Annotated in this window: 27 protein-coding genes; 20 read left to right on the top strand and 7 right to left on the bottom strand. The window is 59.7% G+C overall.

The genetic code is table 11. From position 1 onward, the window contains the following. The first annotated feature begins 85 nt into the window (after positions 1-85). The 3 genes from AB4K19_RS17905 to AB4K19_RS17895 all read left to right on the top strand — a co-directional run bounded on the left by AB4K19_RS17905 (position 86) and on the right by AB4K19_RS17895 (position 2,774). A complete protein-coding gene (locus tag AB4K19_RS17905) occupies positions 86-1,087 on the top strand; it encodes an A/G-specific adenine glycosylase (RefSeq protein WP_436399552.1) in 1,002 nt (333 codons plus the stop codon). 44 nt (positions 1,088-1,131) lie between these two features. Continuing rightward, positions 1,132-2,253 carry an alkane 1-monooxygenase gene (locus tag AB4K19_RS17900; RefSeq protein ID WP_375229620.1) on the top strand — a complete coding sequence of 374 codons (1,122 nt, stop codon included), beginning with the start codon at positions 1,132-1,134 and terminating at the stop codon, positions 2,251-2,253. Between the two features lie 83 nt (positions 2,254-2,336). After that, positions 2,337-2,774, top strand: a complete 438-nt coding sequence (locus AB4K19_RS17895) for a response regulator (protein ID WP_375229619.1) — start codon at positions 2,337-2,339, stop codon at positions 2,772-2,774. 102 nt (positions 2,775-2,876) lie between these two features. Here the strand turns inward: AB4K19_RS17895 and AB4K19_RS17890 are convergent, their stop codons facing one another. The 3 genes from AB4K19_RS17890 to AB4K19_RS17880 form a co-directional block, all read right to left on the bottom strand. Then, the gene (locus tag AB4K19_RS17890; RefSeq protein ID WP_375230927.1) at positions 2,877-3,977 is read right to left on the bottom strand and encodes a site-specific DNA-methyltransferase; all 1,101 of its coding nucleotides are present in this window, start codon (positions 3,975-3,977) and stop codon (positions 2,877-2,879) included. An 88-nt stretch (positions 3,978-4,065) separates the two neighbouring features. Further along, positions 4,066-4,695, bottom strand: a complete 630-nt coding sequence (locus AB4K19_RS17885; protein ID WP_375229618.1) for a ribonuclease HII — start codon at positions 4,693-4,695, stop codon at positions 4,066-4,068. A 174-nt stretch (positions 4,696-4,869) separates the two neighbouring features. Beyond that, positions 4,870-5,343, bottom strand: a complete 474-nt coding sequence (locus AB4K19_RS17880) for a hypothetical protein (RefSeq protein ID WP_375229617.1) — start codon at positions 5,341-5,343, stop codon at positions 4,870-4,872. Between the two features lie 175 nt (positions 5,344-5,518). Between AB4K19_RS17880 and AB4K19_RS17875 the strand changes: the two genes are divergently transcribed. Beyond that, entirely contained in the window at positions 5,519-5,806 is a 288-nt protein-coding gene (locus AB4K19_RS17875; RefSeq protein WP_375229616.1) for a hypothetical protein, read from the top strand. Position 5,807: 1 nt separating this feature from the next. Further along, the gene (locus AB4K19_RS17870) at positions 5,808-6,482 is read left to right on the top strand and encodes a hypothetical protein (protein WP_375230926.1); all 675 of its coding nucleotides are present in this window, start codon (positions 5,808-5,810) and stop codon (positions 6,480-6,482) included. A 22-nt stretch (positions 6,483-6,504) separates the two neighbouring features. On the opposite strand, the gene AB4K19_RS17865 is transcribed toward AB4K19_RS17870, so the two are convergent. The 4 genes from AB4K19_RS17865 to AB4K19_RS17850 are packed head-to-tail and all read right to left on the bottom strand — an operon-like array spanning position 6,505 to position 10,526. Further along, on the bottom strand, positions 6,505-7,185 hold the full coding sequence (locus AB4K19_RS17865; RefSeq protein WP_436398473.1) for an eCIS core domain-containing protein: 681 nt from the start codon (positions 7,183-7,185) through the stop codon (positions 6,505-6,507). Between the two features lie 51 nt (positions 7,186-7,236). Beyond that, positions 7,237-7,770, bottom strand: coding sequence for a hypothetical protein (locus tag AB4K19_RS17860; protein ID WP_375229614.1), 534 nt, complete (start codon positions 7,768-7,770; stop codon positions 7,237-7,239). Positions 7,771-7,776: 6 nt separating this feature from the next. Next, complete coding sequence (locus tag AB4K19_RS17855) at positions 7,777-10,284, bottom strand: hypothetical protein (RefSeq protein WP_436398471.1); 2,508 nt, start codon at positions 10,282-10,284, stop codon at positions 7,777-7,779. Beyond that, positions 10,281-10,526, bottom strand: coding sequence for a hypothetical protein (locus AB4K19_RS17850; RefSeq protein WP_375229611.1), 246 nt, complete (start codon positions 10,524-10,526; stop codon positions 10,281-10,283). Before AB4K19_RS17850 ends, AB4K19_RS17855 begins: the two co-directional genes overlap by 4 nt. Between AB4K19_RS17850 and AB4K19_RS17845 the strand changes: the two genes are divergently transcribed. The 15 genes from AB4K19_RS17845 (at position 10,519) to AB4K19_RS17775 (ending at position 24,056) form a co-directional block, all read left to right on the top strand. Beyond that, on the top strand, positions 10,519-11,814 hold the full coding sequence (locus tag AB4K19_RS17845; RefSeq protein WP_375229610.1) for a transporter substrate-binding domain-containing protein: 1,296 nt from the start codon (positions 10,519-10,521) through the stop codon (positions 11,812-11,814). The genes AB4K19_RS17850 and AB4K19_RS17845 overlap by 8 nt on opposite strands. A 155-nt stretch (positions 11,815-11,969) precedes the next feature. Continuing rightward, a complete protein-coding gene (locus AB4K19_RS17840) occupies positions 11,970-12,617 on the top strand; it encodes a class I SAM-dependent methyltransferase (protein ID WP_375229609.1) in 648 nt (215 codons plus the stop codon). Further along, positions 12,611-14,257: a transporter substrate-binding domain-containing protein gene (locus AB4K19_RS17835; protein WP_375229608.1), complete on the top strand. Its 1,647-nt coding sequence runs from the start codon at positions 12,611-12,613 to the stop codon at positions 14,255-14,257. The genes AB4K19_RS17840 and AB4K19_RS17835 overlap by 7 nt, the downstream gene beginning before the upstream one ends. Next, the gene (locus AB4K19_RS17830; protein WP_375229607.1) at positions 14,254-14,871 is read left to right on the top strand and encodes a hypothetical protein; all 618 of its coding nucleotides are present in this window, start codon (positions 14,254-14,256) and stop codon (positions 14,869-14,871) included. The genes AB4K19_RS17835 and AB4K19_RS17830 overlap by 4 nt, the downstream gene beginning before the upstream one ends. A 169-nt stretch (positions 14,872-15,040) precedes the next feature. After that, a complete protein-coding gene (locus AB4K19_RS17825) occupies positions 15,041-15,616 on the top strand; it encodes a DUF4255 domain-containing protein (RefSeq protein WP_375229606.1) in 576 nt (191 codons plus the stop codon). After that, a complete protein-coding gene (locus AB4K19_RS17820; RefSeq protein WP_375229605.1) occupies positions 15,616-16,350 on the top strand; it encodes a hypothetical protein in 735 nt (244 codons plus the stop codon). The genes AB4K19_RS17825 and AB4K19_RS17820 overlap by 1 nt, the downstream gene beginning before the upstream one ends. 15 nt (positions 16,351-16,365) lie before the next feature. Next, positions 16,366-18,708 (top strand): phage tail sheath C-terminal domain-containing protein, encoded by a 2,343-nt coding sequence (locus tag AB4K19_RS17815; protein ID WP_375229604.1) that lies wholly within the window; start codon positions 16,366-16,368, stop codon positions 18,706-18,708. Positions 18,709-18,733: 25 nt separating this feature from the next. After that, positions 18,734-19,192, top strand: coding sequence for a phage tail protein (locus tag AB4K19_RS17810; protein ID WP_375229603.1), 459 nt, complete (start codon positions 18,734-18,736; stop codon positions 19,190-19,192). A gap of 4 nt (positions 19,193-19,196) precedes the next feature. Then, positions 19,197-19,652: a phage tail protein gene (locus AB4K19_RS17805; RefSeq protein ID WP_436398469.1), complete on the top strand. Its 456-nt coding sequence runs from the start codon at positions 19,197-19,199 to the stop codon at positions 19,650-19,652. Beyond that, positions 19,652-19,831 (top strand): hypothetical protein, encoded by a 180-nt coding sequence (locus AB4K19_RS17800; protein ID WP_375229601.1) that lies wholly within the window; start codon positions 19,652-19,654, stop codon positions 19,829-19,831. The genes AB4K19_RS17805 and AB4K19_RS17800 overlap by 1 nt, the downstream gene beginning before the upstream one ends. A gap of 3 nt (positions 19,832-19,834) precedes the next feature. Next, a complete protein-coding gene (locus tag AB4K19_RS17795) occupies positions 19,835-20,518 on the top strand; it encodes a CIS tube protein (RefSeq protein WP_375229600.1) in 684 nt (227 codons plus the stop codon). Positions 20,519-20,523: 5 nt separating this feature from the next. Beyond that, on the top strand, positions 20,524-22,296 hold the full coding sequence (locus AB4K19_RS17790) for a phage baseplate assembly protein V (RefSeq protein ID WP_375229599.1): 1,773 nt from the start codon (positions 20,524-20,526) through the stop codon (positions 22,294-22,296). A gap of 30 nt (positions 22,297-22,326) precedes the next feature. Continuing rightward, entirely contained in the window at positions 22,327-22,617 is a 291-nt protein-coding gene (locus tag AB4K19_RS17785; protein WP_436398467.1) for a PAAR domain-containing protein, read from the top strand. 3 nt (positions 22,618-22,620) lie between these two features. Then, the gene (locus tag AB4K19_RS17780; protein WP_375229597.1) at positions 22,621-23,058 is read left to right on the top strand and encodes a GPW/gp25 family protein; all 438 of its coding nucleotides are present in this window, start codon (positions 22,621-22,623) and stop codon (positions 23,056-23,058) included. Positions 23,059-23,069: 11 nt separating this feature from the next. Then, positions 23,070-24,056: a hypothetical protein gene (locus AB4K19_RS17775; RefSeq protein WP_375229596.1), complete on the top strand. Its 987-nt coding sequence runs from the start codon at positions 23,070-23,072 to the stop codon at positions 24,054-24,056. Position 24,057: the final 1 nt, after the last annotated feature.

Genomic DNA, 24,057 nt, shown 5'->3' with positions numbered 1-24,057 from the left:
ATGATAAATATTGCGTTATGACACGACCACCGGCACCGGGCTGAGCGTCGCGCTGCTGGACTGGTACGACCGCCACGCGCGCGTCATGCCCTGGCGGGTTGCCCCTTCTGACCGCAAAGCGGGGGTTCTGCCGGACCCGTACCGCGTCTGGCTGTCCGAGGTGATGCTGCAGCAGACCACAGTCGCCACCGTCAAAGAGTATTTCCTGCGCTTTACCGCGCGATGGCCCACCGTTGCCGATCTGGCGGCGGCAGAAGACGCTGATGTCATGGGGGAATGGGCAGGCCTTGGTTATTATGCCCGTGCGCGGAACCTGCTGAAATGCGCGCGCGCCGTTGTCAGCGATCATGGCGGACAGTTTCCGGCAGATTACGATGCATTGCTGAAACTGCCGGGGATCGGACCTTACACGGCGGCGGCGGTGTCTTCCATCGCGTTTGACCTGCCGCACACCGTTCTGGACGGCAATGTCGAACGCGTCATGGCCCGGCTTCACAACATTCACACGCCCCTGCCCGATGCCAAACCAGAACTGATGCAGGAGGCGGAAGCGCTGACCCCGGAGGTCCGCCCCGGGGACTATGCCCAGGCGGTAATGGACCTTGGTGCCACGATCTGCACGCCAAGATCACCGGCCTGTGGCATCTGCCCCTGGCGCGATCCCTGCGTTTCGAGGCAACAGGGCACCGCGTCCGATCTGCCGCGGAAGCTGCCCAAAAAAGCCAAGCCGGTGCGCCATGGGGTTGTGTTTCTGGGCCAGCGCGAGGATGGGGCGTGGTTGCTTGAAACGCGTCCGGAAAAAGGACTGCTTGGCGGCATGCTGGGATGGCCCGGTTCTGAGTGGCGCGACATTTCTGACCCGCTGCAGGACACCGCACCACCCTGTGAAGCCGAATGGCGCATGCTTGAGGCTCAGGTCCGCCACACCTTTACGCATTTTCACCTCGTGCTGCAGGTCAGGACGGCGCGGCTGCCGGCAGATGTGACGCCCGATCGTGGCTCTTTTCGTGAACCAGAGACTTTCCGGCCCTCCGATTTGCCCACGGTGATGCGCAAAGCATTCGACCTGACCCGTCAGACGCCGTAGCGTCAGCCATGACATCCGCCGGCGCGTCCGTTTAGGATCTGACCATGCCGTCCGACGCCACAGCTTCTGCATCAACGCCATCCAGCGCCGCGCCCTTCTGGGTATCGCTGGCCCTGCCGCCGCTCGCGCTGCTGGGCGCGTTTCAGGGCGGCTGGACAGTGATCCTGTTACCGCTGGTCACGTGGTACCTGTTTTCAGGTCTCGACCTGGCCATCGGGCGGAATACTGAAAACGTCGATCCTTTGACGCCATTGCGCGCACTGCGCTGGCATACAGCCATCACTCTGATCTGGGCGCCGGTACAGTTCGTCATGCTTTTCTGGCTGCTCTGGTATGTCCCGCGGGCGGATCATCTTAGCACGGCAGAGAACCTTGCGCTGTTTTTCGGCGCTGGCGTGATTACCGGAACAGTCGGCATCAACTACAGCCATGAGCTGATGCACCAGCGCAGCCGCGTGGAACGCTGGATGGCTGACCTGTTGCTGGCAATGGTGCTCTATTCGCATTTCCGGTCGGAACACCTGCTGGTCCACCACCGCTGGGTCGGAACACCGCGTGATGCTGTGACCGCGCGCTATGATGAGGGCTTCTATCGGTTCTTCCCCAGGGTCCTTTTGCAGTCCCTGGCGTCAGCTTTCCGGGCCGAAGCGGACATGCTGGCGCGCAAAAAGCAACACTGGGCCAGCCCGGCCAACCCGTTCTGCCGGTATCTGGTCCTCCAGGCGTTCATGATCGCACTGGCCCTGACACTGAGCGGCTGGGTGGGGCTGGGCCTGTTTGCCCTGCAGGCCTTCACCGCAGTCTGGCAGCTGGAGCTGGTGAACTACATCGAACACTACGGCCTGACGCGCCGGCGCCTGGAAAATGGCCGCTACGAACCCGTCAGGCCACACCATTCCTGGAATTCCGACCAACGGGCCTCAAACTGGCTGCTGATCAATCTGCAGCGTCATTCCGATCACCATTTCAAGCCTGACAGGCGGTTCCCTGTATTGCAGACATATCCCGGCGACGAGGCACCCCAGCTCCCGTTCGGCTATCCGGTCATGACCATGGCCGCGATGGTCCCGCCACTGTGGCGGCGGATCATGCACCCGCGTGTGCAGGCGTGGCGCAGGCGACACTACCCCGATATCGACGACTGGACAGCTTACGCAGACACCTGAATTCGACCCGGGCCTGCGAAAACCAATTGTTAGTGGTTTTCGGACATGATGCAGGATCAGGTGGAGAGGCGTGAGAGTAGAAAATGTTCAATCAGGCTATGACGGCAGGCAACAACGGGCACAGCGGAACGTGTCTCGTTGTGGAAGACAGTGCGTTCGATCAGGAAAAATTTCGCCGGATCATGGCACGCAGCTTTGGCAACATGAAGGTCGTGATGGCCGCTACTCTGGCCGAGGCGCGCGACCGCGTGTCCCAGATGCGTACCGACCTCATTCTCCTGGACAACAGTCTGCCGGATGGAACAGGCGCGAATTTCGCCGTCGAATTGTCCGAAGATCCGACACATGCCGACATCCCTGTCATCATGGTCAGTGATTTTCCAACCCCCTTCATGTATCAGAAGGCCGAAATCGCAGGTGTCCGCCATGTGGTCGACAAATCAGATTTTGGTGCCCGGTTTATCCATGATGCCCTGAAATCACGCCGGAAAAAGAAACACCGCTACGCCAACGATTCATAAAAAAAACCCCGCCAAAGAAGGCGGGGCTTGAGGTGTGTGCCTTTACAGGCAGCCTCGTTCAGAAGGCCACAGGCACCGGCGGTGTTCAGAATTTCAGTGGTGTCAGCTGTCCATTTCGGAACGGATCTGCTGGCGCAGAACATCGATCGGAACGGTTTTTCCGTCCCGCCGGAAACACCAGTACGTCCAGCCATTGCAGCTCGGGGCTTTTTCGAGTGCCGCACCGACCTGGTGGATCGAGCCTTTGACATCATCCCCGACAAGGGTTCCGTCGGCGCGCACCTTGGCCTTGTGACGCTTGTTCATTGAATACAGCTCTTCGCCCGGGCGCAGCATACCGCGTTCAACCAACTGGCCAAACGGCACGCGGGGCTCGGCCCGCTTTGATACACTGACCTGGAGGGCTTCGCGGTCGAATTTGCGCACCCGGCTGATGCGTTTCTCCGCGACCTTCCGGTAGGCGGCCTCGCGCTCGATCCCGATGAAATCCCGACCCAGCATTTTGGCAACGGCACCTGTGGTGCCTGTTCCGAAAAACGGATCAAGAATCACATCGCCCGGGTTAGTCGATCCGACCAGAACCCGGTGCAGCAGGCTTTCGGGCTTTTGCGTCGGATGCGCTTTCTCACCCTTCTCGTCTTTCAGACGTTCATGCCCGTTACAGATGGGCAGCACCCAGTCCGAACGCATCTGAATGCCCTCGTTCAGGGATTTCAGCGCCTCATAGTTAAACGTGTATTTGCTGTTCTCGCTCTTACCCGCCCAGATCATGGTTTCATGGGCGTTTGTAAAACGCTTGCCACGGAAATTGGGCATCGGGTTGGATTTACGCCAGACGACATCGTTCAGAATCCAGAACCCCTGATCCTGCAGCGCCGCTCCTACCCGGAAAATGTTGTGGTAGCTGCCGATCACCCAGATCGCACCATCGGGTTTCAGCAGACGGCGCGCCGCTTTCAGCCAGGCCCGGGTGAAATCATCATAGGCCTTGAAGCTGGAGAACTGGTCCCAGGCGTCATCCACAGCATCCACACGGCTGTTGTCCGGGCGGTGCAGATCACCTTTGAGCTGCAGGTTGTACGGTGGGTCTGCAAAGATAAGATCGACCGATTCCTCCGGCAGACTGTTCATCATTTCGATGCAGTCACCATCCAGAATCGTGTTGAGGGGGAGCGCCGCAGCGCTCTTCGTTTTCGTTTTCATCATTCTGCCTCAGTCCCGGTGCTTTTTGCACTCGTTGGTTGAGACCAAGATGATTCAAACGCGATTCGCGGTCAAATTCTTTTTTGAATCAACTGCTTACGATTTTCTCTTGATACAACATATTGTAGACCGGCTTGAAGGTACGTCTATGGTGTGGGGTCGGCCCAAGATTTCGAAGCGCTTCCATGTGGCTTTTTGATCCATAACCCATGTTGGTTTCCCATCCATAGCCCGGATGCTGTTGCGCCAAATCCACCATGATCCTGTCACGCGCAATTTTCGCGACGATGGAGGCCGCCGAAATAGACAGGCAGCGCGTGTCGCCCTTTACGACCGGGGTCGCAGGCAGGTTCAGCCCGCGCGGGATCATAGATCCGTCAATCAACACGTGATCCGGCGCAGAGGCCAGTCCCGCGAGGGCGCGCTGCATTGCGATGTGGCTGGCCCGCAGAATGTTCTCCTGCTCAATTTCCGCGACAGTTGCATGGCCAACCGAAACTTCGGCACACCCGGCCAGCAGATCGGCAAGGTGCTCACGTCGTTTTTTCGTCAGCTGCTTTGAATCATTCAGACCTTCGGGGATGTTTTCAGGATCGAGAATGACCGCGGCGGCCGTTACCGGCCCCGCGAGCGGTCCACGCCCCACTTCATCCACGCCCGCGACCCGCAGCATGCCGGTCGCTATGAGCCTGCGTTCCATTTCGAAGTCCGGTTTCATCAGACCGTGATCGGACGAACGCCCGCGCTTTTCAACCCCGGTGCGCCGGAAAAAACGCGCGCTCCCTTCCCGGAACGCGCGCCGCACTGGTTAAAAAGGGGAGAGAGTGCCCGAACACCCCCTCCCGGAGTTTGGCGCCAGCCGGGAAATGGATGGCACCGGGATGACCCGTCCTCAGCGGCGGGCCAACTGGTATCCCTCGCGGCGCAGACAACGGGCGTCCCAGCCTCTGCGTTTGCCGTTAGGGCCCTTGAACTTCACCTTGCAGGAGCGGGGAAGTTCTTTGGTGTAGCTGTAATTTTTCTCAAGGCAGCGTTTGCCGAAAATCCGGTAGGTTCTGTCGCGGGTCGGAATACTGCGCAGGCAGTCGCCCGGCAAAAGCCGGCGTTCGACGCGGCGCGGCAACGGTCGTGGCTCAAGGCGATAGACCGGGGCAGCCTGACGCTGCACGGGTTTGTAGGTGTTGCGGGTCGCGGCCTCATCGCGCTTGCGGTCTTTCCGGTCGTTGATCACCTTTGCAACAATTGCAACACCGGCGATCGCAGCGAGAGCCCGCAGCACATCCTCATCCGCCCGTGCGGGTGCATTGCCCACCGCAGTGATGCAGATGGCAGCGGCGGCAACGGTTGCGATGAATTTCCTGGTCATGGGCGTGGTCCTTTCGAGTGGTCTGCGGGCCGTCCGCAAACCGGCGGCCTGTTGTGCAGTCAAACTGGGGTCACACCCTTCCGACAGGCAATATCGCCGCGCTGCTATCCGATAACACAGGCGCTAAACCCCCTTTGTTATTGAATATCCCGCCACGGGGGCGCAGTGTTGGCCCATGAAACAGACCGCTCTCATAATTGTGCTGACTGCCGCAATCTGCGCAGGTCACGCGGCTCAGGCCGCAGACTGTTATGCAGACTATAAGGCCAAGCAGGATAACCCGCTCCGGCTGCACTATGGTGTTGCTGAGGTTTCCCAGTGTTCCAGACAAGCGGCTCAGGCTGAACTGGCCGCACGCCTGTCCGCGCAGGGGTGGACCTTGCTGAACATCGTTTCAGTATTTAATGCCGACGGGCTGGCTGAAAGGAAACAGAGTGCAGGACCAAACTACCTCCGCTTCTGACATGCGGCGCTCGGGCGGCCGGATTGCTGTGTTCGGCATTGTGGCAATTGTTCTCATACTGGCGGTGGCCGCCGTCATGCTTTTCTGGGCGCTGCCGGACGCAAATGCTTTTAACGCCCGGGTCGAAAGACTGTTCATTGAAAACGACAATCTGACCACGCAGGCTGAAGTCAAACTGCTGGAAATTCTGGCACAGTCGGGCACGGCTTTTTCAGACACGCTGGCCAGTTACAGGCTGGTGATCTTTGTCCTGCTGGTCTTTGCCACGGCGATGCTGATTGCGGCGCTGGTTTTTCTTGTGCTGCTGGTTGGCTTCAACCGTCGCATGGCACAGATTGAACGGGCCGGCATCCAGGTCAGTTCCCTGCTGATCAGCCGCGAAGAGAATACCGTCTATCTGAACAATCTCGGCTTCAGGCTGACGGATGCCGCCATGGAAACCATGTCCGTCCTCGCGGAGGCACGTATGGACGATGATGTGCTCTCCGGGTCAGAAATTGAGGGCATGATTTCGGGGCGCAGCCCGGCTGATTGCGAAGAGGCCGCAGGGGCCACGCGGATCAAGCGGCTTCGCGACACGCTGGGCAACCAGATTGTCTCTGAGCTGCTGGTCAAGAATATTGCGCGGCGCGGCTATATGCTGGCAATCGACAAGGATGTGATCAAGGTCATCTGAGCCCTGGACCAGCGGCCGGAGTTCAGGTTTCCTGATCTTTTGACGCCATCTGGGCCGCTTTGGCACCCATTGTATCGGCCTCGGTCTCGAGCCCTGCATCGTCATTCACCGGTGTACCGCCCATGTCCATGGTAGGCTGTACGCGGCCCTGTTTCTGTTGCACCACGTGCCAGGCCTCGTGGCCAAGGTGCTTTTCCTGACCGGGTCCCAGATGAATATCACTGCCCTGCGCAAAGGCGTGAGCCTGAAGCGTCGCTGGCTTTGCCGAGTTGTAGTGCACGTTCACATCATCCATGGAAACGCCCGAAAGGCTCTCGACGCCTGATTTCAGGCCTGCGGGCATACCACCGTCGTTTTCTGCGCGCTGGACGGGCGCATCGGCGAATTTACCCTGCAGCGCTTCCTCCTCTTCCATCCGCTGCGCGGGTGGCTCGATGAAACGTCCCTGCAGTTCCTCTTCTTCCATGCGCTGGACGGCATCGCCCCGGAACTTACCCTGCAGCGCTTCTTCCTCTTCCATACGCTGCGCCGGCGCACGCTCGCGGCTCTGCATCTGAGCCAGACGGCCCGTTGCCGCGCTCTGATCAGCCTCAGCCTGCAACCCGGCGAGAGCCTGTTCCGGCGCTGTGTCCGCTGGTCCTTTCGCGGATTTTGCCGCGGGGGCGGCTGCCTGGCTGCGTTCGGAAGCGAAAATCTGGGCCATGATCTTTATCCTTTCGGTATGCCGGCATCCTGGCACATTCCTGAGGCAATTTCACCTCGAAGTTGAAATCGCATCCGCCAGTTCGCTCAAAGCCTTGTGCGTCTCTTCCAGCGAGCGCTCTGCCGCCTCAAAGTCCGGTGCCGGATCAGTGCACAGCGCATCGACCAGTGCAGGTGCGAGAACCGCGAGGTTTTCCAGCACAAAACTTACGACAGCAGGGCCGCTCTGCAACGCACTGTCCCCCGGCGGGGCCAGGTGATTACAGGTAAAATACACCATCTGCTCCTCTTCCATGGCGAGCACTTTGCCAACCGTCAGAGACATATTCACGGTGTTCAGCATATTGCGCACCAGCGCCCACGCCCGGTCAGAAACGGCCTGAGCGGGAATCACCACCACCATCTGCCAGAGCTCCAGGTCACCATCCGCCGAATCCAGCAGATTGATCCGCAGAACAGGCTCGTCCTCGACACTCTGACCCGGAAACGGCACAGCAATGTGATAGGGTTCGGGCGCCACATCGATCAGCACCGGGTTCAGACCGGCGATGTCCAGCACACGGGCCATTTCTTCGGGCGTCGCCACTCTGGCCTACCTTTCTTTCAGACTTTTGATGATCAGCGCCATTTTGGCCTGTTCCTTGTTAAAGCCCGGAGTGTCGTTGTTTTCGATCCGCTGCGCATCCCGGCGGATGTTCAGTGCATCGAAGAACCATTTCCGTTCCTCATCGGGGGCCCGCAGAATTTCCATGGCCGCAAAATTGTAACGGAACTCTTTGTTAGCGGTCGTCTTATCCAGATCATAGCGCCCGCGTTTCTTTTTGCCGGCAAGCTTTTCCTGCGTCCGCAACAGCGCGTGGTTCACAAACTCTTCGCCGTCGGCGGTCGCTGCCGCCTTTTCGAGGTTGGTGGCAGAGCCCCCCTTTTTGTCGCGCCGGTGCTGCTTGAACTTCCGGATACCAAGCTGCGTCAGTTTCGCGGCGGTGGAAACCATCCCGATCGCGGCACCGATACCCGCGCCAAGTCCGCTGACCGTCAGCGCCCCTGCTGTAATCGATGCGGCCGCGTGAATAATATCGATGATCGCCCGGTGGATCTGTTTGATGAATTTGTCGCGGGTGACCACAAACGCAAGATACAGCGGCTCACTGAACTTTTCCGTCAGCTTCCTGCCCATCGCCTTTGCCTTATGCGCCGCATGTCCCGTGCGTGCGAGCTTGATGCCTTCGCTGACAAAATCCATGCAGCCTTTGATCAGTCCCAGTACCGGGATAACCGGCACGTTGTTCACCGTCCCCCGCACCACGTCCGAGACAGCCCCCGCGTTCTCGGACGCAATCTGACCACCGGCCGCGATCTGTTCGTAAAGCTTGCGTACAGAAGAATAGGATTTCGCCACGCTGTTGGCGGCTCCGGCGATCTCATGCACAGAATCAAACAGGTCCTGACCGTGTTCGCCTATCGTCTTGTTGTCGTTTTTGACCGGTTTGGCCCGGTCAAAAATATTTTTGCACATCGTGACGATATTTTTGACGCTGTCGACCGCGCCAAGCACGACACCAGCAGCATCACCGGTCAGCTTCATGTCCGTGCTGACATCGGTGCTGTCGCTGCTGAACATGTTGGAATCGAACTTCTGGCCATTGCCGCGCATCGCCGTGAACGCACCGCCCAGATATTTGCCCAGCATCTCTGTGGTGCCTACCGTGGACAGGAACGTCAGTTCGGCGATTGCTTTGTGTTTTCTGGCCTTGAGCTTGCTGTTTTTCGGGTCTGTTTTCAGGCGCCGGTTACAGTCTGAGACGATGGCAAACAACCTGCCGATCTCGGCGCCCAGTTTGACGCTCATCACCGCGCTGGTGCCGATATCTGCGCTGCCCGACACCTTGTCCATGGCGCCGGGGTCGTCCTCAATGGCGCTGTGCAGACCGCCCATGATGGTTGCCGCCATCTGTTTTGCTGCGGTTTTCTGTTCGGATTCGCCCTCCGGAATCGTCGTCTTCCAGTAATCCTCCAGACCTTCGTTGCCCACGCCACCCGTGCCCTGCATACCCAGCGCATTCAGCGCTTCGCCAGCCAGATCCATGGAGTCGCTGAACCCTTCGGGCAGGTCGAAATCTGTCTCCTCCGGCTCCCCTTTGCCTGCAATGGCCGAATACAGGTCCACATCATCCCGCGCCTGCTGCATTGATGCCAAAACATGCGGCGCAACAGTGCGCCCTCTGTCATTCTGCGCTTCTATCTGCGCTTCGGCGCGGGCGTAATGGCGCTTGAAACGCGCCCGGTAGCGGTCCAGCGGCACAGGGCGCGGATGCCGCCGCAGTTTCTTTGCTGCAACCGCGACGTTCAGCCGTGTTTCACCCAGCGCGATCATCACAGAACAGGCATCCCAGATGGCGGTCACCGGATCATGGTAGCCATCAATATCGCGCACCTTCTCCCGCATCTCTGCCAGACCAGCGACCATCTTTTCTGCCGTCTCTGTTTCGATGTCCCGCGGTGGCACGGACATGATCTGCTGCACGCGCAGCCGGATGCGGTTGTAGATGTCGAAGGTGAAGATCGTGCGTTTGCCAACATCCGGATTGTCATCCGGCACTTCGTTCAGTTCGACCTGTTTCGCTTCCACCTGATCGCACAGGTCCTGCACTTCCTTCATGCGGCGCGAATTGCGTTTCTTGTTGGCGTATTTGGCATTTTTGGAACCGATCCACGCGTTGATCCGCAGCTTCAGGTTTTGCAGCCGCTCCTTTTGCGTTTTCACGTCCATAAAGACGGAAGCCTGGTAGAGGATCAGCGCTTCGTCGATCCGCAGCAACAGATCCGAGCGCTTCAGACCCGCCTTTGCGCTGCGCGATTTCCAGGTGTCATAGGGGATCACTGCGGCCCGCTGGATCACCGGCACGGGGGGCCTGCTGACGGAAGGGCTGTGGCTGCGCGCGCGGGCCTGCAGTGTTGCGGCTGTCTGGCGCGGACGGCTCATGTCTGCCGCGGCCTGAAGACCTGACAGCCCCTGACCATCCTGCGGGACCGGCGCAGGACGAACGGCAGATGGCAACACCTTCTGCGTCCGCTGGCTCTGCGCTTCGCGTATTCTCATCCGGGGTTGGCTCCTGCTCCCGCCGAACGCGGAAAATCAATCAGACTTCCCGTCAGGCTAGAGAGAGGGGTGCGCCAAATCAAGGTTTCTGGTTGCTGGTCACTTCTGAATTCCCGTTTGAATTGTTTTCTTGCAAATCGGCGGAAAATTGCCCTAGGGTTGAGCCGTTCAAGATGTTTCTCTCTTAAATAGTTGAATTGAAGCCATAAATCACTCCGGGAAAGAGCAAAGACCTTGATCATCCGCGCATTGCTCCTGTTCTCCCTCATCATCACAACCCTCACCGGAACCGGTGCACCGGCACATGCCTGTCCTCAGGTCCGGCCGGCCGGTGACATTGTCGTCGCACTGCGGGACAACGCTGAGCCTTTTGCCTATTTTGACGCCTCCGGCGCTCCGGCCGGTTTCGCTTACGAGCTCTGGCGGCGGGTGGAACGGTCGCTTTTTGTCCCGGATGACGTCGGCCGGACAGTGGCACCTGACGTGACATTTGTTGCCTGCAACACAATCGACGGACAAGAGATCGGCCTCGTGTCGGGGCGTATTGACGTAGTGATTGCACCGCTGACAATCACCTCGCAGCGTATGGAGTCCTATGACTTCTCTCAGCAGTATCTGTCATCCGGTCTTGCCCTGGCCCTGCCGCCGTCGAACGCTATCGATTTCACCCAGGCGAAAAAGATCGTTGCTGAAACGATCCTGCACCCCACAGTTGCCCAGGCCGTGCTCCTGTTTCTGACATTCAACCTCATTATGGCCTTCCTGATCCGCTGGCTGCTGTTCGCGAAAGAAGACGATCCCGGCGGGCGGGCAACGCTTTGGCTGCGGTCTCTGCTGGAGTCAATTATCCGGACCATCGGCCTGCGGGGCGTCGGGGACGGCTATTCCACTGCTGTTGCAAAAGTTCTGGAAATCTTTCTCGCGGTTGTTGGCACCGCATTGTCCGCAACCCTGCTGGGCGTTCTGACGTCGGCATTCGTCGGCTCCGTTGGCGCGCAGCAGAAGGTGCCTGCTTCCGAACTCACTCAGATGCGCATCGCCACCCTTGACTGTTCCACCGCCCAGGCGCTGTTGCTGACTGAGTACGGCAAGCTCAAAGGGGACGCGGACAAAGGAACAGACCTCGCCACCGCGCTTGATCGGCGTGTCGACCAGCTCGTCTGCAATCCGGAAGACCCCGAACGCGAAGACATCACCGTAGACGACGACCCAGCGCTCGCGGGCGGTGTCCGTCTTGTGAGCAGCTGGCGTCAGGCCGCCAATCTGCTGGCCAAAGGCGAGGTAGATGGCGTGCTGGGGGACTGGATCGCGCTGACCTATCTGAGCCGCCAGGATACTTACGAAAACAAAATTGCCGTGCTGCCGAACGTTTACCGGAACGAACCCTACGGCTGGGGTATCTCACATGTGTCCGTTTCCGAAGACCTGCGCCGCCAGATCGACCGCGCCCTCATCAGACAGATGCGCAACCGCGACTGGCGCAAAAGACTGGAGGACGTGCTGGGTACCGGCAGCGTCAGCCCCAATTGACGGTTCAGGAAACAGACCGGCCAGACACCAGTGAGCCGCCTGTCACACCGGGGGATGCGACGACACGCGCGTCTTATCAACTGTATTTCACGTCCGGCTTTTATGACCGCCGCTACCCATCGCCAAACCGGACAATGTGGCAGCGGATTGCAGGAATGGTTTCCCCGCAGAGCGCGGTTCTCGATTTTGGCTGTGGCAGCGGGAGGTATCTTCTGCGACTTCAGGGTCTTGTCGGGCGTGCCGCAGGGTTTGATGTGAGCCCTGCCGCCCTTGATACCGTAAGGTCGCGCGCAATGTCTGCAGGCTGGGATGATCTGGCGGTGCTGGGTCCGGAAGCGGCAGATCTGGACCGGCATGTTCAGGAAAGTGGGCCGTTTGACCTCGTACTGTGCCTGTTCGGCGTTCTGGGCCACATCACAGATCCGGATGCGCGGGCAGATGCCCTCGCCCGTATGTTCCGCGCCCTTAAACCCGGTTCAGGCCGGTTGCTGATCTCCGTGCCCAACCGCGCGCGCCGCTTTCGCGCAGAACAGGCGGCTGGCGCGCGGGATGGGCTCGTGCATTACCGTCGCCGCACCGAAGATGGCCAGGACGTTGTGTTGCATTACCAGCTTTTTGATCCGGCAAAACTGGCACAGGAGCTGGCAGCGGCGGGCTTCACCCTGCAAAAGCTGAGCTGCGAAAGCGTGCTGCCGGAAAGCTGGCTGCTGCACAACGCTCTGGCCCGCTGGATCGACAGTTTGCTGACCCCGGTCTGCCCGGTGCGCTGGGGATATGGCATCTGCGCCGAGGCAACATGCTGAGGACGATCGCCTGTCTTTTTGCCCTGATGGGCGCGTTGAGCACGCAACCTGCTGCGGCTCAGGATGTACCGCCGGACCTGCGGGCCGGCCTTCCGGAAGAACCAACAGGGCGGCTGGCGCATGTTCTCCAGCGCGGCACACTGATCGTGGGCGTCAAGGATGACTATCCGCCCTGGGGCATGCGCGACAGTGAAGGGGCCCTGGTCGGGCTGGAGCCGGATCTCGCCCGCGATCTGGCGGATCGTCTGGGGGTCGGGCTGGAACTTCAGGCGGTGACTTCGGGCAACCGGATGGGGCGGGTGAACCAGGGGGTGGTCGATGTTGTGATCGCCACAACCGGCGATACGGCTGAACGCCGCAGGCAGGCCGGTTTGCTGCAGCCTAACTATTACTCCAGCGGTGTCGTCGTGCTGACACGCAGCGTCTATGATTTCACCTCCTGGGCCGATCTGCGCGGCGAAAAGCTCTGCCTTAACCGCGGGGCCTACTACAACCGGGCCCTTGAAGAGGACTACGGGATCGACGGGGAATACTTTTCGTCCAACCGCGATTCCCGCCTGGCGCTGCAGCAGGAACGCTGCGTTGGCTGGGCGTTCGATGACACCGCCCTGGCGCAGCTCATCCTCGACCAGCCGGATCCGGATTTCCGTATCATGGACGAGGCCATTCTCGTATCGCCCTGGGCGGTTCTGGTGGCTCAGGGAACCGAGAAGGAAGACCTTGGCCGGTTCATCTCTGACATGATCGGCGAATGGCACGCGTCGGGCCGGATCCTGGAACTACAGGACAAATGGGGCATTCCTCAAAGCGATTTTGTCCGTGACAAGAACACACTCTGGCGCGAAACCCGCGAAGGGGTCAGCCTGTGCGCCCGGGATCCACAAAGCGGCCAGCGCCCGGACATCTGCCTGAACGAAGCACCACTGCAGTCCGCACCGGACCCGGACCCGCCGGGATGGATCGTGTCGCTCTATGAGATGACGGGCATTGACCTGCGCGCGGCGGCCAGCCCCTATAACCGCGCCCGGCTGGCGAAAGGTCTGACGCTGACCCTGGCTCTCAGTGCTCTGGCCATCGTGGGTTCGCTCTTTGTTGGTGTCACGCTGTCGCTGATGAATGCCGTGCTTTCAGGCATGGGGCTGATCGGGCGGATTCTGCTGATCCCACAGCGCATCCTGATCACCGTGGCGCGGATGACCCCGCCCATCCTGCAGCTCTACATAGTCTTCTTTGGCCTCGGCGGCATTCTCGGGAATTCGGGCGGCTTTGTGCCCGGCTCTTTCGGGATCGCCGCTGTGATCCTGTCGCTTTATGCGGGTGCGACCAACACCATCATTCTCAGCCACGCACTGACCGCTGAGCAGGCGGCGCATCCCGACCGTACTGCCCTGTCACTCCTGCCCGGCGCTGTGTCCCGTGGATTTGACGGACTGGTCGCCGCCTGTGTGAACATTGTAAAGGCTGCAGGTATGGCCAGCGCAATTGCCGTGGGCGAACTGATTTCGACCATCAATCTTCTGGTGTCCGAGGGCGCTGATACCGCCACAATGATGAATGGGCTGCTCGTCTTTTATTTTCTGCTGGTGCTCGGTCTTTTGTGGGTATTCAAAGCGCTGCGGCGCAGGCTGGTGCGCACATGATCCAGGACGTGCTGCCCCACACCGGATATCTTGCCGCCGGCTTCGCGATGAACCTGCTGATCTCGGCGATTGCGATGACGGTCGGCACGCTCATCGGTGTCAGCCTCGGGCGTCTGCGTCATGGGGGGGCCACGGTGCTGGATGCCCCCTCCAGGCTGGCCACGAACATCTGCCGCAATGTGCCGAGTTTCGTGCTGCTCTTTTACATGGCTTCCATGATCCCAAGTGAGGTGGAAATCAGCGGCTCAATCCATGCCGTCCCGCTCTGGATCAAGGCATCTCTGGCACTGATTTTTCCGGTCATCGGATTCTGCTCCGACCAGTCCCTGGGCTACTTCCGGCAGCGCGCTGAAGGTCAGCCCGGAGCGCTTGAAACCTTTGTCATCGCCTGGACGCAGTACTTTCTGATCATCATCATGGCCTCGGCGACGGCCTCCGTCATTGGCGCGAATGAGATCGTCGGACGGGCCAACACTGTGATCTCGCAGCAAAGCGATGACCGTCTGATGCTGGGCATCTATCTCTATGTTTCTCTTTGGTTTCTGGCCAGCGGCCTCGCCGTATCCGGGTTTGTGAAAATCGTTCTGCGATACGGACAAAAAGTAGAAAACTAGCCGGCCTCACCCGGAAAAATTGAAAAATAAAGGCGAACGATATTGCTTTTGAACAACTCCTGGTTACGCTGCGGAAAGCTGTTAACGAAAGGTAAGCCGCTGCCACGTTCTCCGACCTCTGTTGTTCCGGCGCACCTTACCTGTCCAGGACCGGAGGTGCTGTGCCGCTGTGATTGATCAGGCCCTCAACCTTGTGAGTGACCGGCTGAACGCGCATCTTTCCGCGCTGTTCGGGGTATCCGAGGATCTGGTGGCGATAGGCCCGCTCTCGGATGCAGAGGGCAAACCGACAGCTGAATCGCGCAACCGGCTGACACTGTTCCTGACCAACATCGCACAGGATTCCGTCCCGCGAGGCACCCGCCCCCGGACCTCCGTGCAACTGGGCAAGGCGCCGCCGGTGCACCTCGATATCTACTTTATGCTCGCATCCGGGCATGATCCGGAAATCTATGGCGAGGGCCTTAAACTTATCTCGGCTGCTCTGATGTTTTTTCAGGCCAATCCCGTCATGACACCGCAGCTGGTGCCCGAGATGCCCACGGGTATTTCCCAGCTGACGGTCGAAATTTCCAATCTGCGGGTCGAAGAGGTTGGCCAGCTCTGGGGCAACCTTGGCGGGCGCTATGTCCCGTCGGTGATGTTCAAGATGCGCTCAGTCATGATCGACGCCGGTGCCGTGCGCGCTGTTACGCCGCTCATCCGTGCGCCGGGCGGTGACACCAGACCCGCGGAGGCAGTCTGATGACCTGGGGCGCTGTCGCACAGCTTCGGCTGGAACATGATTACTACGCCCCGAATATGCCGCCTGTTACGGTGCGGCCCACAGATCCCGCCGGGTTTGACAAAGAAGGGCTTTTGCTGCGCCAGATGGGGCCGCGCATCCTCATTCTGGCAGAAGAGGATAACACCGAGCTGCCAGAAGCTGTGTCGTTGGACCTGGACGTCCAGAACACCGATGTCATCGCGCTGACAGATGGTGCGGACTGGACCCATATTCCACAGATCGGTCTGCCGGAGCATCTGGATCATGCCGTTCTGAGTGCCGCCGGCCCGTCGGACGTTCCACAACCGCCTTCCAGCCGGAAACTGGCTCAGGTCAGCATCGGGCTGGTGCCCGGCAGTCTGCGGCGGATGACCCTGCGCTGCGAGGCTCTCGCCTCATACTGGGCGTATCATGTGACCGGACCCGGCAGCGATGAGGTGATCATCGAGGACGCCGAAGGCGAAATCGAATTTGACCCGCTTGGGCCCGTGGACCTGCCCGACGGCACGCCTGCGCATGTAATCCGAACCCGCAGCCCTCTGCCCGCCCGGGCCCGTCCGCTGCAGCGGTTCAGTCTTTCACGGCCGGGCCCGTTCGGCCCCCGCACCCTGATCCCTGTTCTGCCTGCACCGCAGGCCGTTTTCACCACGGTGACCGCGCCTGACGGCGCCGGCGCACTGATCCAGTCCGACATTTACGTATCGATCTTTTAAAGGAGGACCCGAAGCATGGTCATGAAAACCCCCGGCGTCTACATTGTCGAAAAGAGCGCCTTTCCCAATTCTGTTGTGCAGGTCGCCACAGCAGTTCCGGCGTTTATCGGCTACACCGAAAAAGCGATGAACGGGAATGTTTCCCTGCACGAGACCCCGATGAAGATCACATCAGTCTCGGAATACCACGGCTACTTTGGCGGCGCGCCTGAGCCGACATTCAAACTGCGCGCTTTTGAGGAGCGGACCGGTCAGCCTTACGGCGAGGATGCAGACACGGCAGCCGCAGCCGAACTGCCGCAGGCGGTCTTTACGGCAAATGGTCCGACCGGTCCGGAAAAGTATGAACTGATCCAGACCAACACGGCCTACACGCTCTATTCCGCGATGCGCGCCTTCTTTCTGAATGGCGGCGGCACCTGCTATGTGACGTCGATCGGTTCTTATTCAGACCCGATTGATGGCGACGCAATGCTCAAAGCCATCACGCGGCTCGAAAAAGAGCCCGAGCCTACGATGGTGGTTATTCCGGAAACCACACGCCTGAACCGTCAGAACGCCGCGAAGGTCCAGCAGCAGATGCTTGCGCACTGCGGCTATACGATGAAAAACCGCTTTGCGATCCTGGACGTGCATGGCGGTTACCTCGACGAGCGCAGCCCGCGCGGTGATCCGATTGCCCGGTTCCGTATGGATGTGGGTGCAAACTATCTCGATTACGGGGCCGCCTATTATCCATGGCTCGACAGCGCGGTGTATCAGTCGCGCGATTTTACCTTTGAAAATATCGAACTGAAAAGCCGCAACACCTTCATCTCGCTGCTCAAGCGGTCGGTGAATATGGACAAGGCCCTGACGCCTGAGATCCTTAAGGTCGGCACGGCCGTTGTCACCGGTGATTTTACGATCTCGGTTACAAAGGGTGGTATTTCCGTGCTTAAGGGCACAGACATTCACGCCGCTGATGATCTCGCGGAAGCTTCCGAGCTGAAATACAAGATTGAGGGTGAGCCCGCAGACGTGCTGACCCAGATGAAGGGCAAGATCGTCACGGGTGCGAAAAATGCCGGTGCCGAAGCACTGGCAGGCGCTGATCCCATCTTTGCGTTCACGCAAAAGGACATTGACGACGGCAAGATCCGCTTTGTGCACGACGGCAGCGACGGTGCAGGCGGTTTCTTTGAACTGGTGATCACCGACAATGAGGGTGTGAAAACCTCCGCACGGACCATTGCAATCACCGTCGGCACGGACGTCATCGCCCTGCCTGATGTAGTCAAGGAAAAGCCGGTCAAAGTGTCGGTGGCCGAAGAAGGTACAACAATCGATGGCGTTGTCCTTCTGGGCGCAGACGCCGTGGATGAGGTCGCCGTCAAAAATGCCTCCGACGCGGTGCAGACGGCGCGTACAGCGCTGAATGATGCGGCAGATGGCACCGATCTCGCACCGTTGCAGAAAGCCGTCGCAGACGCAGAAGCCGCAGCCGTCGCAGAAGTTAAAGACAAAACCGTGACCCGCAAGGGCGTCGGCGTCTGGACTGTGGACGGCACGGACATCACGCTTACGCCAAGCTCTGAGTTCCGCAGCGCTGAAACCGCTGTCCGCTACAAGCTGGTCGTCGGTGGTGAGCTGTCGGAAGCAAAGGAAATCAAGATCCTTGTCGATGGTGTTGTCGCCGAAAACCAGCCAACGGATCCGATGACCGGCACAATCGACAAAACGATGCGGGCTACCGTGCCGCTTTATACCGATGTAATGAATGCTATCGCAGCATACATGAACGTCATGCCGCCTGCTGCGGCCATGGCCGGTGTCTACACAGCGGTCGACAATACGCGCGGCGTCTGGAAAGCCCCCGCCAACGTGTCTGTTGCCGGTGTCACCGGACCGATGGTCAACATTGATCATGCCCAGCAGGAAAACCTCAACGTATCCACAACGGGCAAGTCGATTAACGCTATCCGGCCGTTTGTCGGCGAGGGCACTCTTGTCTGGGGCGCACGGACGCTCGACGGCAACAGCCTGGACTGGCGCTACATCAACGTGCGCCGGACCATGATCATGATCGAGGAATCGATCCGGCTCGCGGCCAAAGCTTATGTCTTTGAGCCGAACACAGCGCAGACCTGGGTCACGATCCGGTCGATGATCGAAAACTTCCTGACCTCGGTCTGGAAGGCGGGCGGTCTGGCCGGTGCGGTGCCCACGGATGCGTTCAGCGTTCACGTAGGCCTGGGCGAGACGATGACGCCGGTGGATATCCTTGAGGGCAAGCTGCTGATCACCGTTCTGGTGGCGGTCACTCGTCCGGCGGAATTCATCGAGATCACGTTCCAGCAGCAAATGCAGAAATCATAAGTTTTGAACAGGAAGGACAATTACAATGGCAGATGATGGCTCCGCTCAGACAACGGCGGTCTGGCCGCTTCCCAAGTTCCACTTTCAGGTAAAGTGGGACGACACGGAACTGGCGTTTCAGGAAGTCTCCGGACTGGATATCGAAAGCGAGGTACTAGAGTACCGCGCCGGAAACAGCCCGGTGTTCTCGAAGGTGAAAATGCCCGGCATGATCAAGTCCGGCAACATCACCATGAAGAAGGGTGTGTTCATCCAGGACAACGCGATCTTTGACTGGTTCGCGGAGATCCAGATGAACGTGATCAAACGCAAGGCGATCACGATTTCGCTGCTTGATGAGACCCAGGCGCCGACGATGGTCTGGAAGGTGCAGAACGCCTTCCCGGTCAAGGTCACCAGCACCGATCTCAAGGCCGAAGGCAATGAGGTCGCCGTGGAAAGCATCGAGATCGCACACGAAGGTTTCGTGATCGAGAACGCGTAACCATATGGACCTGCTCACTCCTCCTGTTGCGTTTCATTTTTCGGTCATGTTCGTGGGAATGGTCCCGCCAGTGCCCGACATGGCGTTTCAGGAGGTCTCAGGTCTTGAAAGCGGTCTGGACACCGAACCCGTGGTCGAGGGTGGGGAAAACCGGTTCGTGCATCAGTTGCCGAAACCTGCCAAGCGCGGGAACCTGAAACTGAAGCGCGGACTGACCACGCAGGCAAGCGGCCTTGTGCAGTGGTGCAAATCAACCATCGAGGGAGATTTTGCGGATGCCATTGTGCCCAAGGACATCACGGTGTCGCTGCTGAACGAAAAGCGCATCCCGGTGGCCGTCTGGACCGTCGGGAATGCCTATCCTGTCAAATGGACAGTCGGGGGGTTTGACGCGATGAAAAATGAACTTGCGGTCGAGACGATCGAACTGGCGTACAATACGCTGGTCAGGTCTGTCTGATGGCCGTTGAAATCGGGACACTCGTGTTGAAGGGCCGGTTCGGGCCTGCGCGCGAGGAGGCAGGCGCTGCCGCGAACCGTGACGACATAAACGAAGCGCTCGAAGAGATGCGCCATGATCTGCTGCGCGAGATGGAAGAGCGTATCGCGGATGCCGCGCGCCGCGCGCGGGAACGCTGAGCCGTGGCAAAGCTGAAGATCATACGCTGCTCGATCCAGTCGAGCAAGATCGAACCACGCAGTGGCGCGGCCAATACCTTTGAGGCAACGATCAACCCGGAGAGCTACAGCCACAACTTCTCGCTCAAGTACACGGGTACGATGGGGAAGGGCGAAGCGCCGGTCGGGAAATCCGGTGCGGTGCCCAAGTACTCGATGGCGGATCCCGAGAAGCTGAGTTTCTCTCTGACCATTGACGGGACGGGCGTTGTGCCTGATTCAACAGAGCCGGTTGCGGATCAGATCGATAAGTTGCGCACCGTATGCTACGATTATGATGGCGAGGAACACGAGCCCACGGCGGTCAAGATCATCTGGGGCAGCGGGCTCAAGGAGTTCTTCGGCAGGCTGACGGACATGTCCGTCGACTACACGCTGTTTCACCCGGATGGCACCGCGCTGCGCGCCAAGATCAAACTGAATTTCATCGAAGCGCGGACAGCCGCCCAGGAAGCCCTGGAAGCCGGTCGCCAGTCGCCGGATCTGACCCATGTTGTTCGGGTCCAGGCAGGTGATACGCTGCCGCTGCTGTGTCACCGGATTTACAAAAACGCCGGGCGGTATCTGGAGATCGCCGCCTTTAATGACCTCGACAATTTCCGGGACCTGGAGCCGAACACGCTCCTGCGCTTCCCGCCGATGAGGTAGCCCACATGGCAGACAGCCCCCTGAAAAACGCAGACGGCCCTGTCGGGGTCATCGTCAAAGCAGATGGTGACGAGCTTCCCGACACCACCCAGATTGCGTCTGTTCGGGTACGCAACGAAATCAACCGCGTGCCCGAGGCCATGATCGTAATCGAGGCGAGCAGCACTCAGCTGGATGATTTCACCGAATTCGACGACGACCTGTTTAAGCCCGGCGCCGAATACGAAGTCAGCGCATATTATGGCAGCGAGGCCGAGGAGCGGATATTTTCAGGCGTTCTGGTCACCAGCCGCATGCGGCTGACAGGGACCGGTGGCATGCGCATCGAACTTGTCTGCCGCGACAAGGTGATCGGGCTGACAGAAATCCGAACCTCCGCTGCCTATTCGGAGATGAAGGACAGTGACATCATGACATCGCTGATCAGTGACAGCGACTCAGGGCTGACCGCGGATGTGACCGCGACCACGGATGAGGCCGCGGAAAAACTACGCGTCGGTGCAACAGACTGGGACTATCTGCGCCTGCTGGCCGACCGCAATGGCATGGTTGTCTTTGTCGATGACGCAACTGTGTCCGTAAAAGAACCGGATACGTCCGTTGCAGCGGCACTGACCGTCGAGGTCGGCATGGATATTCTTGATCTCGATATGGCCGTTGACGCCCATCGCATGATCAAATCTGCAGATGCCACTTCATGGAGCGAGGCAGATCAGGATGTCGTCACGGGAAACTCTGCCACGGTACCAGCGCCTGTCCCGGGCAACAGCACGTCGGCGGACCTGGCCAAAGTGCTCAGCGACAGGGTGCATACCACCTTTACAGCACGGGAAATCCCGAGCGCCGAACTGACGACCATTACCAAATCCCGAACGACCCGCGCCGGGCTGGCCGCAATGCACGGGTCGGTTCTTTTTCCGGGCAGCGGTGCTATCTGGCCAATGGACACGCTTGAGATAAAGGGCGTCGGAGAACGTTTTGGCGGCACCGGTTTTGTTGCGGCGACCGAACACGACATCCGCGCCGGCACCTGGACAACAAGGGCACGGCTCGGCCTGCCCCAGGACTGGACCTTGGACAGCACAGGGATGGCGGCCCCCGCAGCGGAGGCAGTCAATACGCCGGTCCATGGCCTGCAGATCGGCAAAGTGCTGGAGGTAGCCCCGGACGAGGACGGCATGCAGCGCATCAAAATCCGGCTTCCGGTGGTAGGTGATCCGCCCGCTGAAGTCTGGGCCCGGTACGCGCAGCCTTATGCGTCCTCAGGCGCAGGCATCCAGTTTCTGCCGGAAATCGACGATGAGGTTGTCGTCGCCTTCCTCAACGCGGATCCGGAGGCACCCATCATCGTCGGATCCCTGCACAACGCCACAGCAGAGCGTCCGGTCGAAGCCACCGACGACAACTTCGTCAAAACCATCACAACGCGTGAAGAGCTGAAAATGACCTTCGACGATGAGAAGAAAATCATCACCGTCGAAACGCCGGGAGGCCATATCCTGACAATGGATGACGATGAAAGTGCATTCAGTCTTGAGGACATGAACGGGAACTCCATCGTCATGGACAGCAACGGCATCACACTGACCACAGACAAGGACATTACCCTCACCGCAACAGGCAACATCGTGGCCGAGGCCACGCAGGATGCCACGGTTGAGGGCATGAATATCACCTGTACGGCAAAGACCGAACTGACCGTGGAAGGGAATGCGACCGCCAAGCTTTCCTCCGGTGGTCAGACCACGGTCGAAGGGTCCGTCGTGATGATTAACTGAACAACACCAGGCAAGAGGGGGTCCGGGGGGATGCCACCAGCAGCAAGACTGACCGACATGCATACCTGTCCCGCGGTGAACGGGGTGGTGCCACACGTGGGCGGTCCGATTGTCGGGCCGGGCGAGGCCACGGTACTGATCGTCGGCCTGCCTGCGGCAGTACTGGGCGACAATTGTGTCTGCGTCGGACCAACGGCCACCATCACCAAGGGGTCGGCCACCGTGATGATCGGCGGCAGTCCGGCCGCGCGCCTGGGCGACACCACAGCGCACGGTGGCACGATTGTCACCGGCGCACCAACCGTGATCATCGGAGGCTGAGCCATGCAGGAGAATGATCCCGGGTTTCTTGGCCGCGGCTGGCACTTTCCACCGGAGTTTGACCCTTCAACGGGCGAGATACGCATGGCGGAGGCCGAAGAGGATGTGGCTGAAAGCCTGCGGATTCTGATGAACACGCGGCCGGGCGAACGCATCATGCAGCCGACCTATGGGTGCCGGATCCACGACTATGTCTTTGAACCCAATGATTCAGAAACCCAGGCAGGTATTGAGACCGCCGTGCGCCAGGCCATCCTGTTTTTTGAACCGCGCATCACTGTTCACCGCATTGAAGCGATCATGACCGACTGGCTGGAAGGCCGCATTGGTGTGGCGCTGGATTACACGGTAAATCAGACCAATACCCGGTCTAACATGGTGTACCCCTTCTACATCCGTGAAGGCACGCTGGTGTCTGACACGCCGGTCATGGCGATCTGAGGCACGTGGCGGTGGTCCGCATATCGCTTCTGGCCCGGATGACGGGTCTTGCCCTGCTGATCGGGACGGCAGGCTGTTCCGTGCTGGAAGAGCTGCCACTGCCGGAACTGCCGGAAATCGGACTGCCTGAATTTCTCAAACCCACAGAAACAGACCGTCTCATCGGCATCGCACCCGCGGCAGGCTCCTGCATCGCCGAGGACAAAGATGACAAGGAAATGGCCGGATCGCTGCTGCGGCGGTCTGCGGCAGCTGGCTATGACTACGACACTGTTCTGCTGACCGGGCGCAGCTCCAACCTGGGTCTTGCGCCGCGTTTTTCGTTTATCGACCGGTCCGCACAGGTGGAGGAGCGGCCCAGCGACAGCACGCCCGGCGTCGGTTCCCGCAAGGCAGATGCGTCCGAACGCGGTGGCTTCGGAACGTCGGGCTCTCTGCCGAATGTCTATGACGTTTCCTACAACATCTTTGACCAGGAATTCAGCGGTCCCATGGTCATCGGCCCCGGAGCGGCGGAGATCGAAATACCCTCCACCGGGTCGGTTACCTTTGCAGGTCCCATTGCGCTGGAGCTGATCACCGCAGATGAGGGCGGCACCATTTCGGTCATCCGGGCAAAGGGTCGCTTTGCGTTCACTGCGGGATATGGTTCCGGCCAGGGGACCTTCGCGGCCAGCGGCTTTGATGCAGAGCTGCCGTTCGACCAGATTTCCTGGACCAACCTGTTTCAGTGCGGCGGCCGGTTTGTCAGCAGCGGCAAGGGCGTTGTGACCGTGCAGAAAGGCGATGGACCGCCCCTGCCACCCTTCAAGACCGGCCGGGATGCCGTGCCGTTCCGGGCGGTTTTCGAATCTGCACAGTTCGCCCCTGAGGAGCGGCCCGCACCACCCGTCTCAGCTGGAGGCACCTTTCTGATCGAGAGCGACGCCGGGACGCTGACCGGGGTTTTCCTTTCTGATCTGCCGCCAGCGGCAGACGACGATGAGGAGGCAGAATAAC

Origin of the sequence: Roseobacter phycocola, from assembly GCF_042055075.2 — a bacterium.
Lineage (GTDB): Bacteria > Pseudomonadota > Alphaproteobacteria > Rhodobacterales > Rhodobacteraceae > Roseobacter.
Note: the sequence above shows the minus strand (reverse complement) of the source record. Positions and strands in the feature narration are given on the sequence as shown.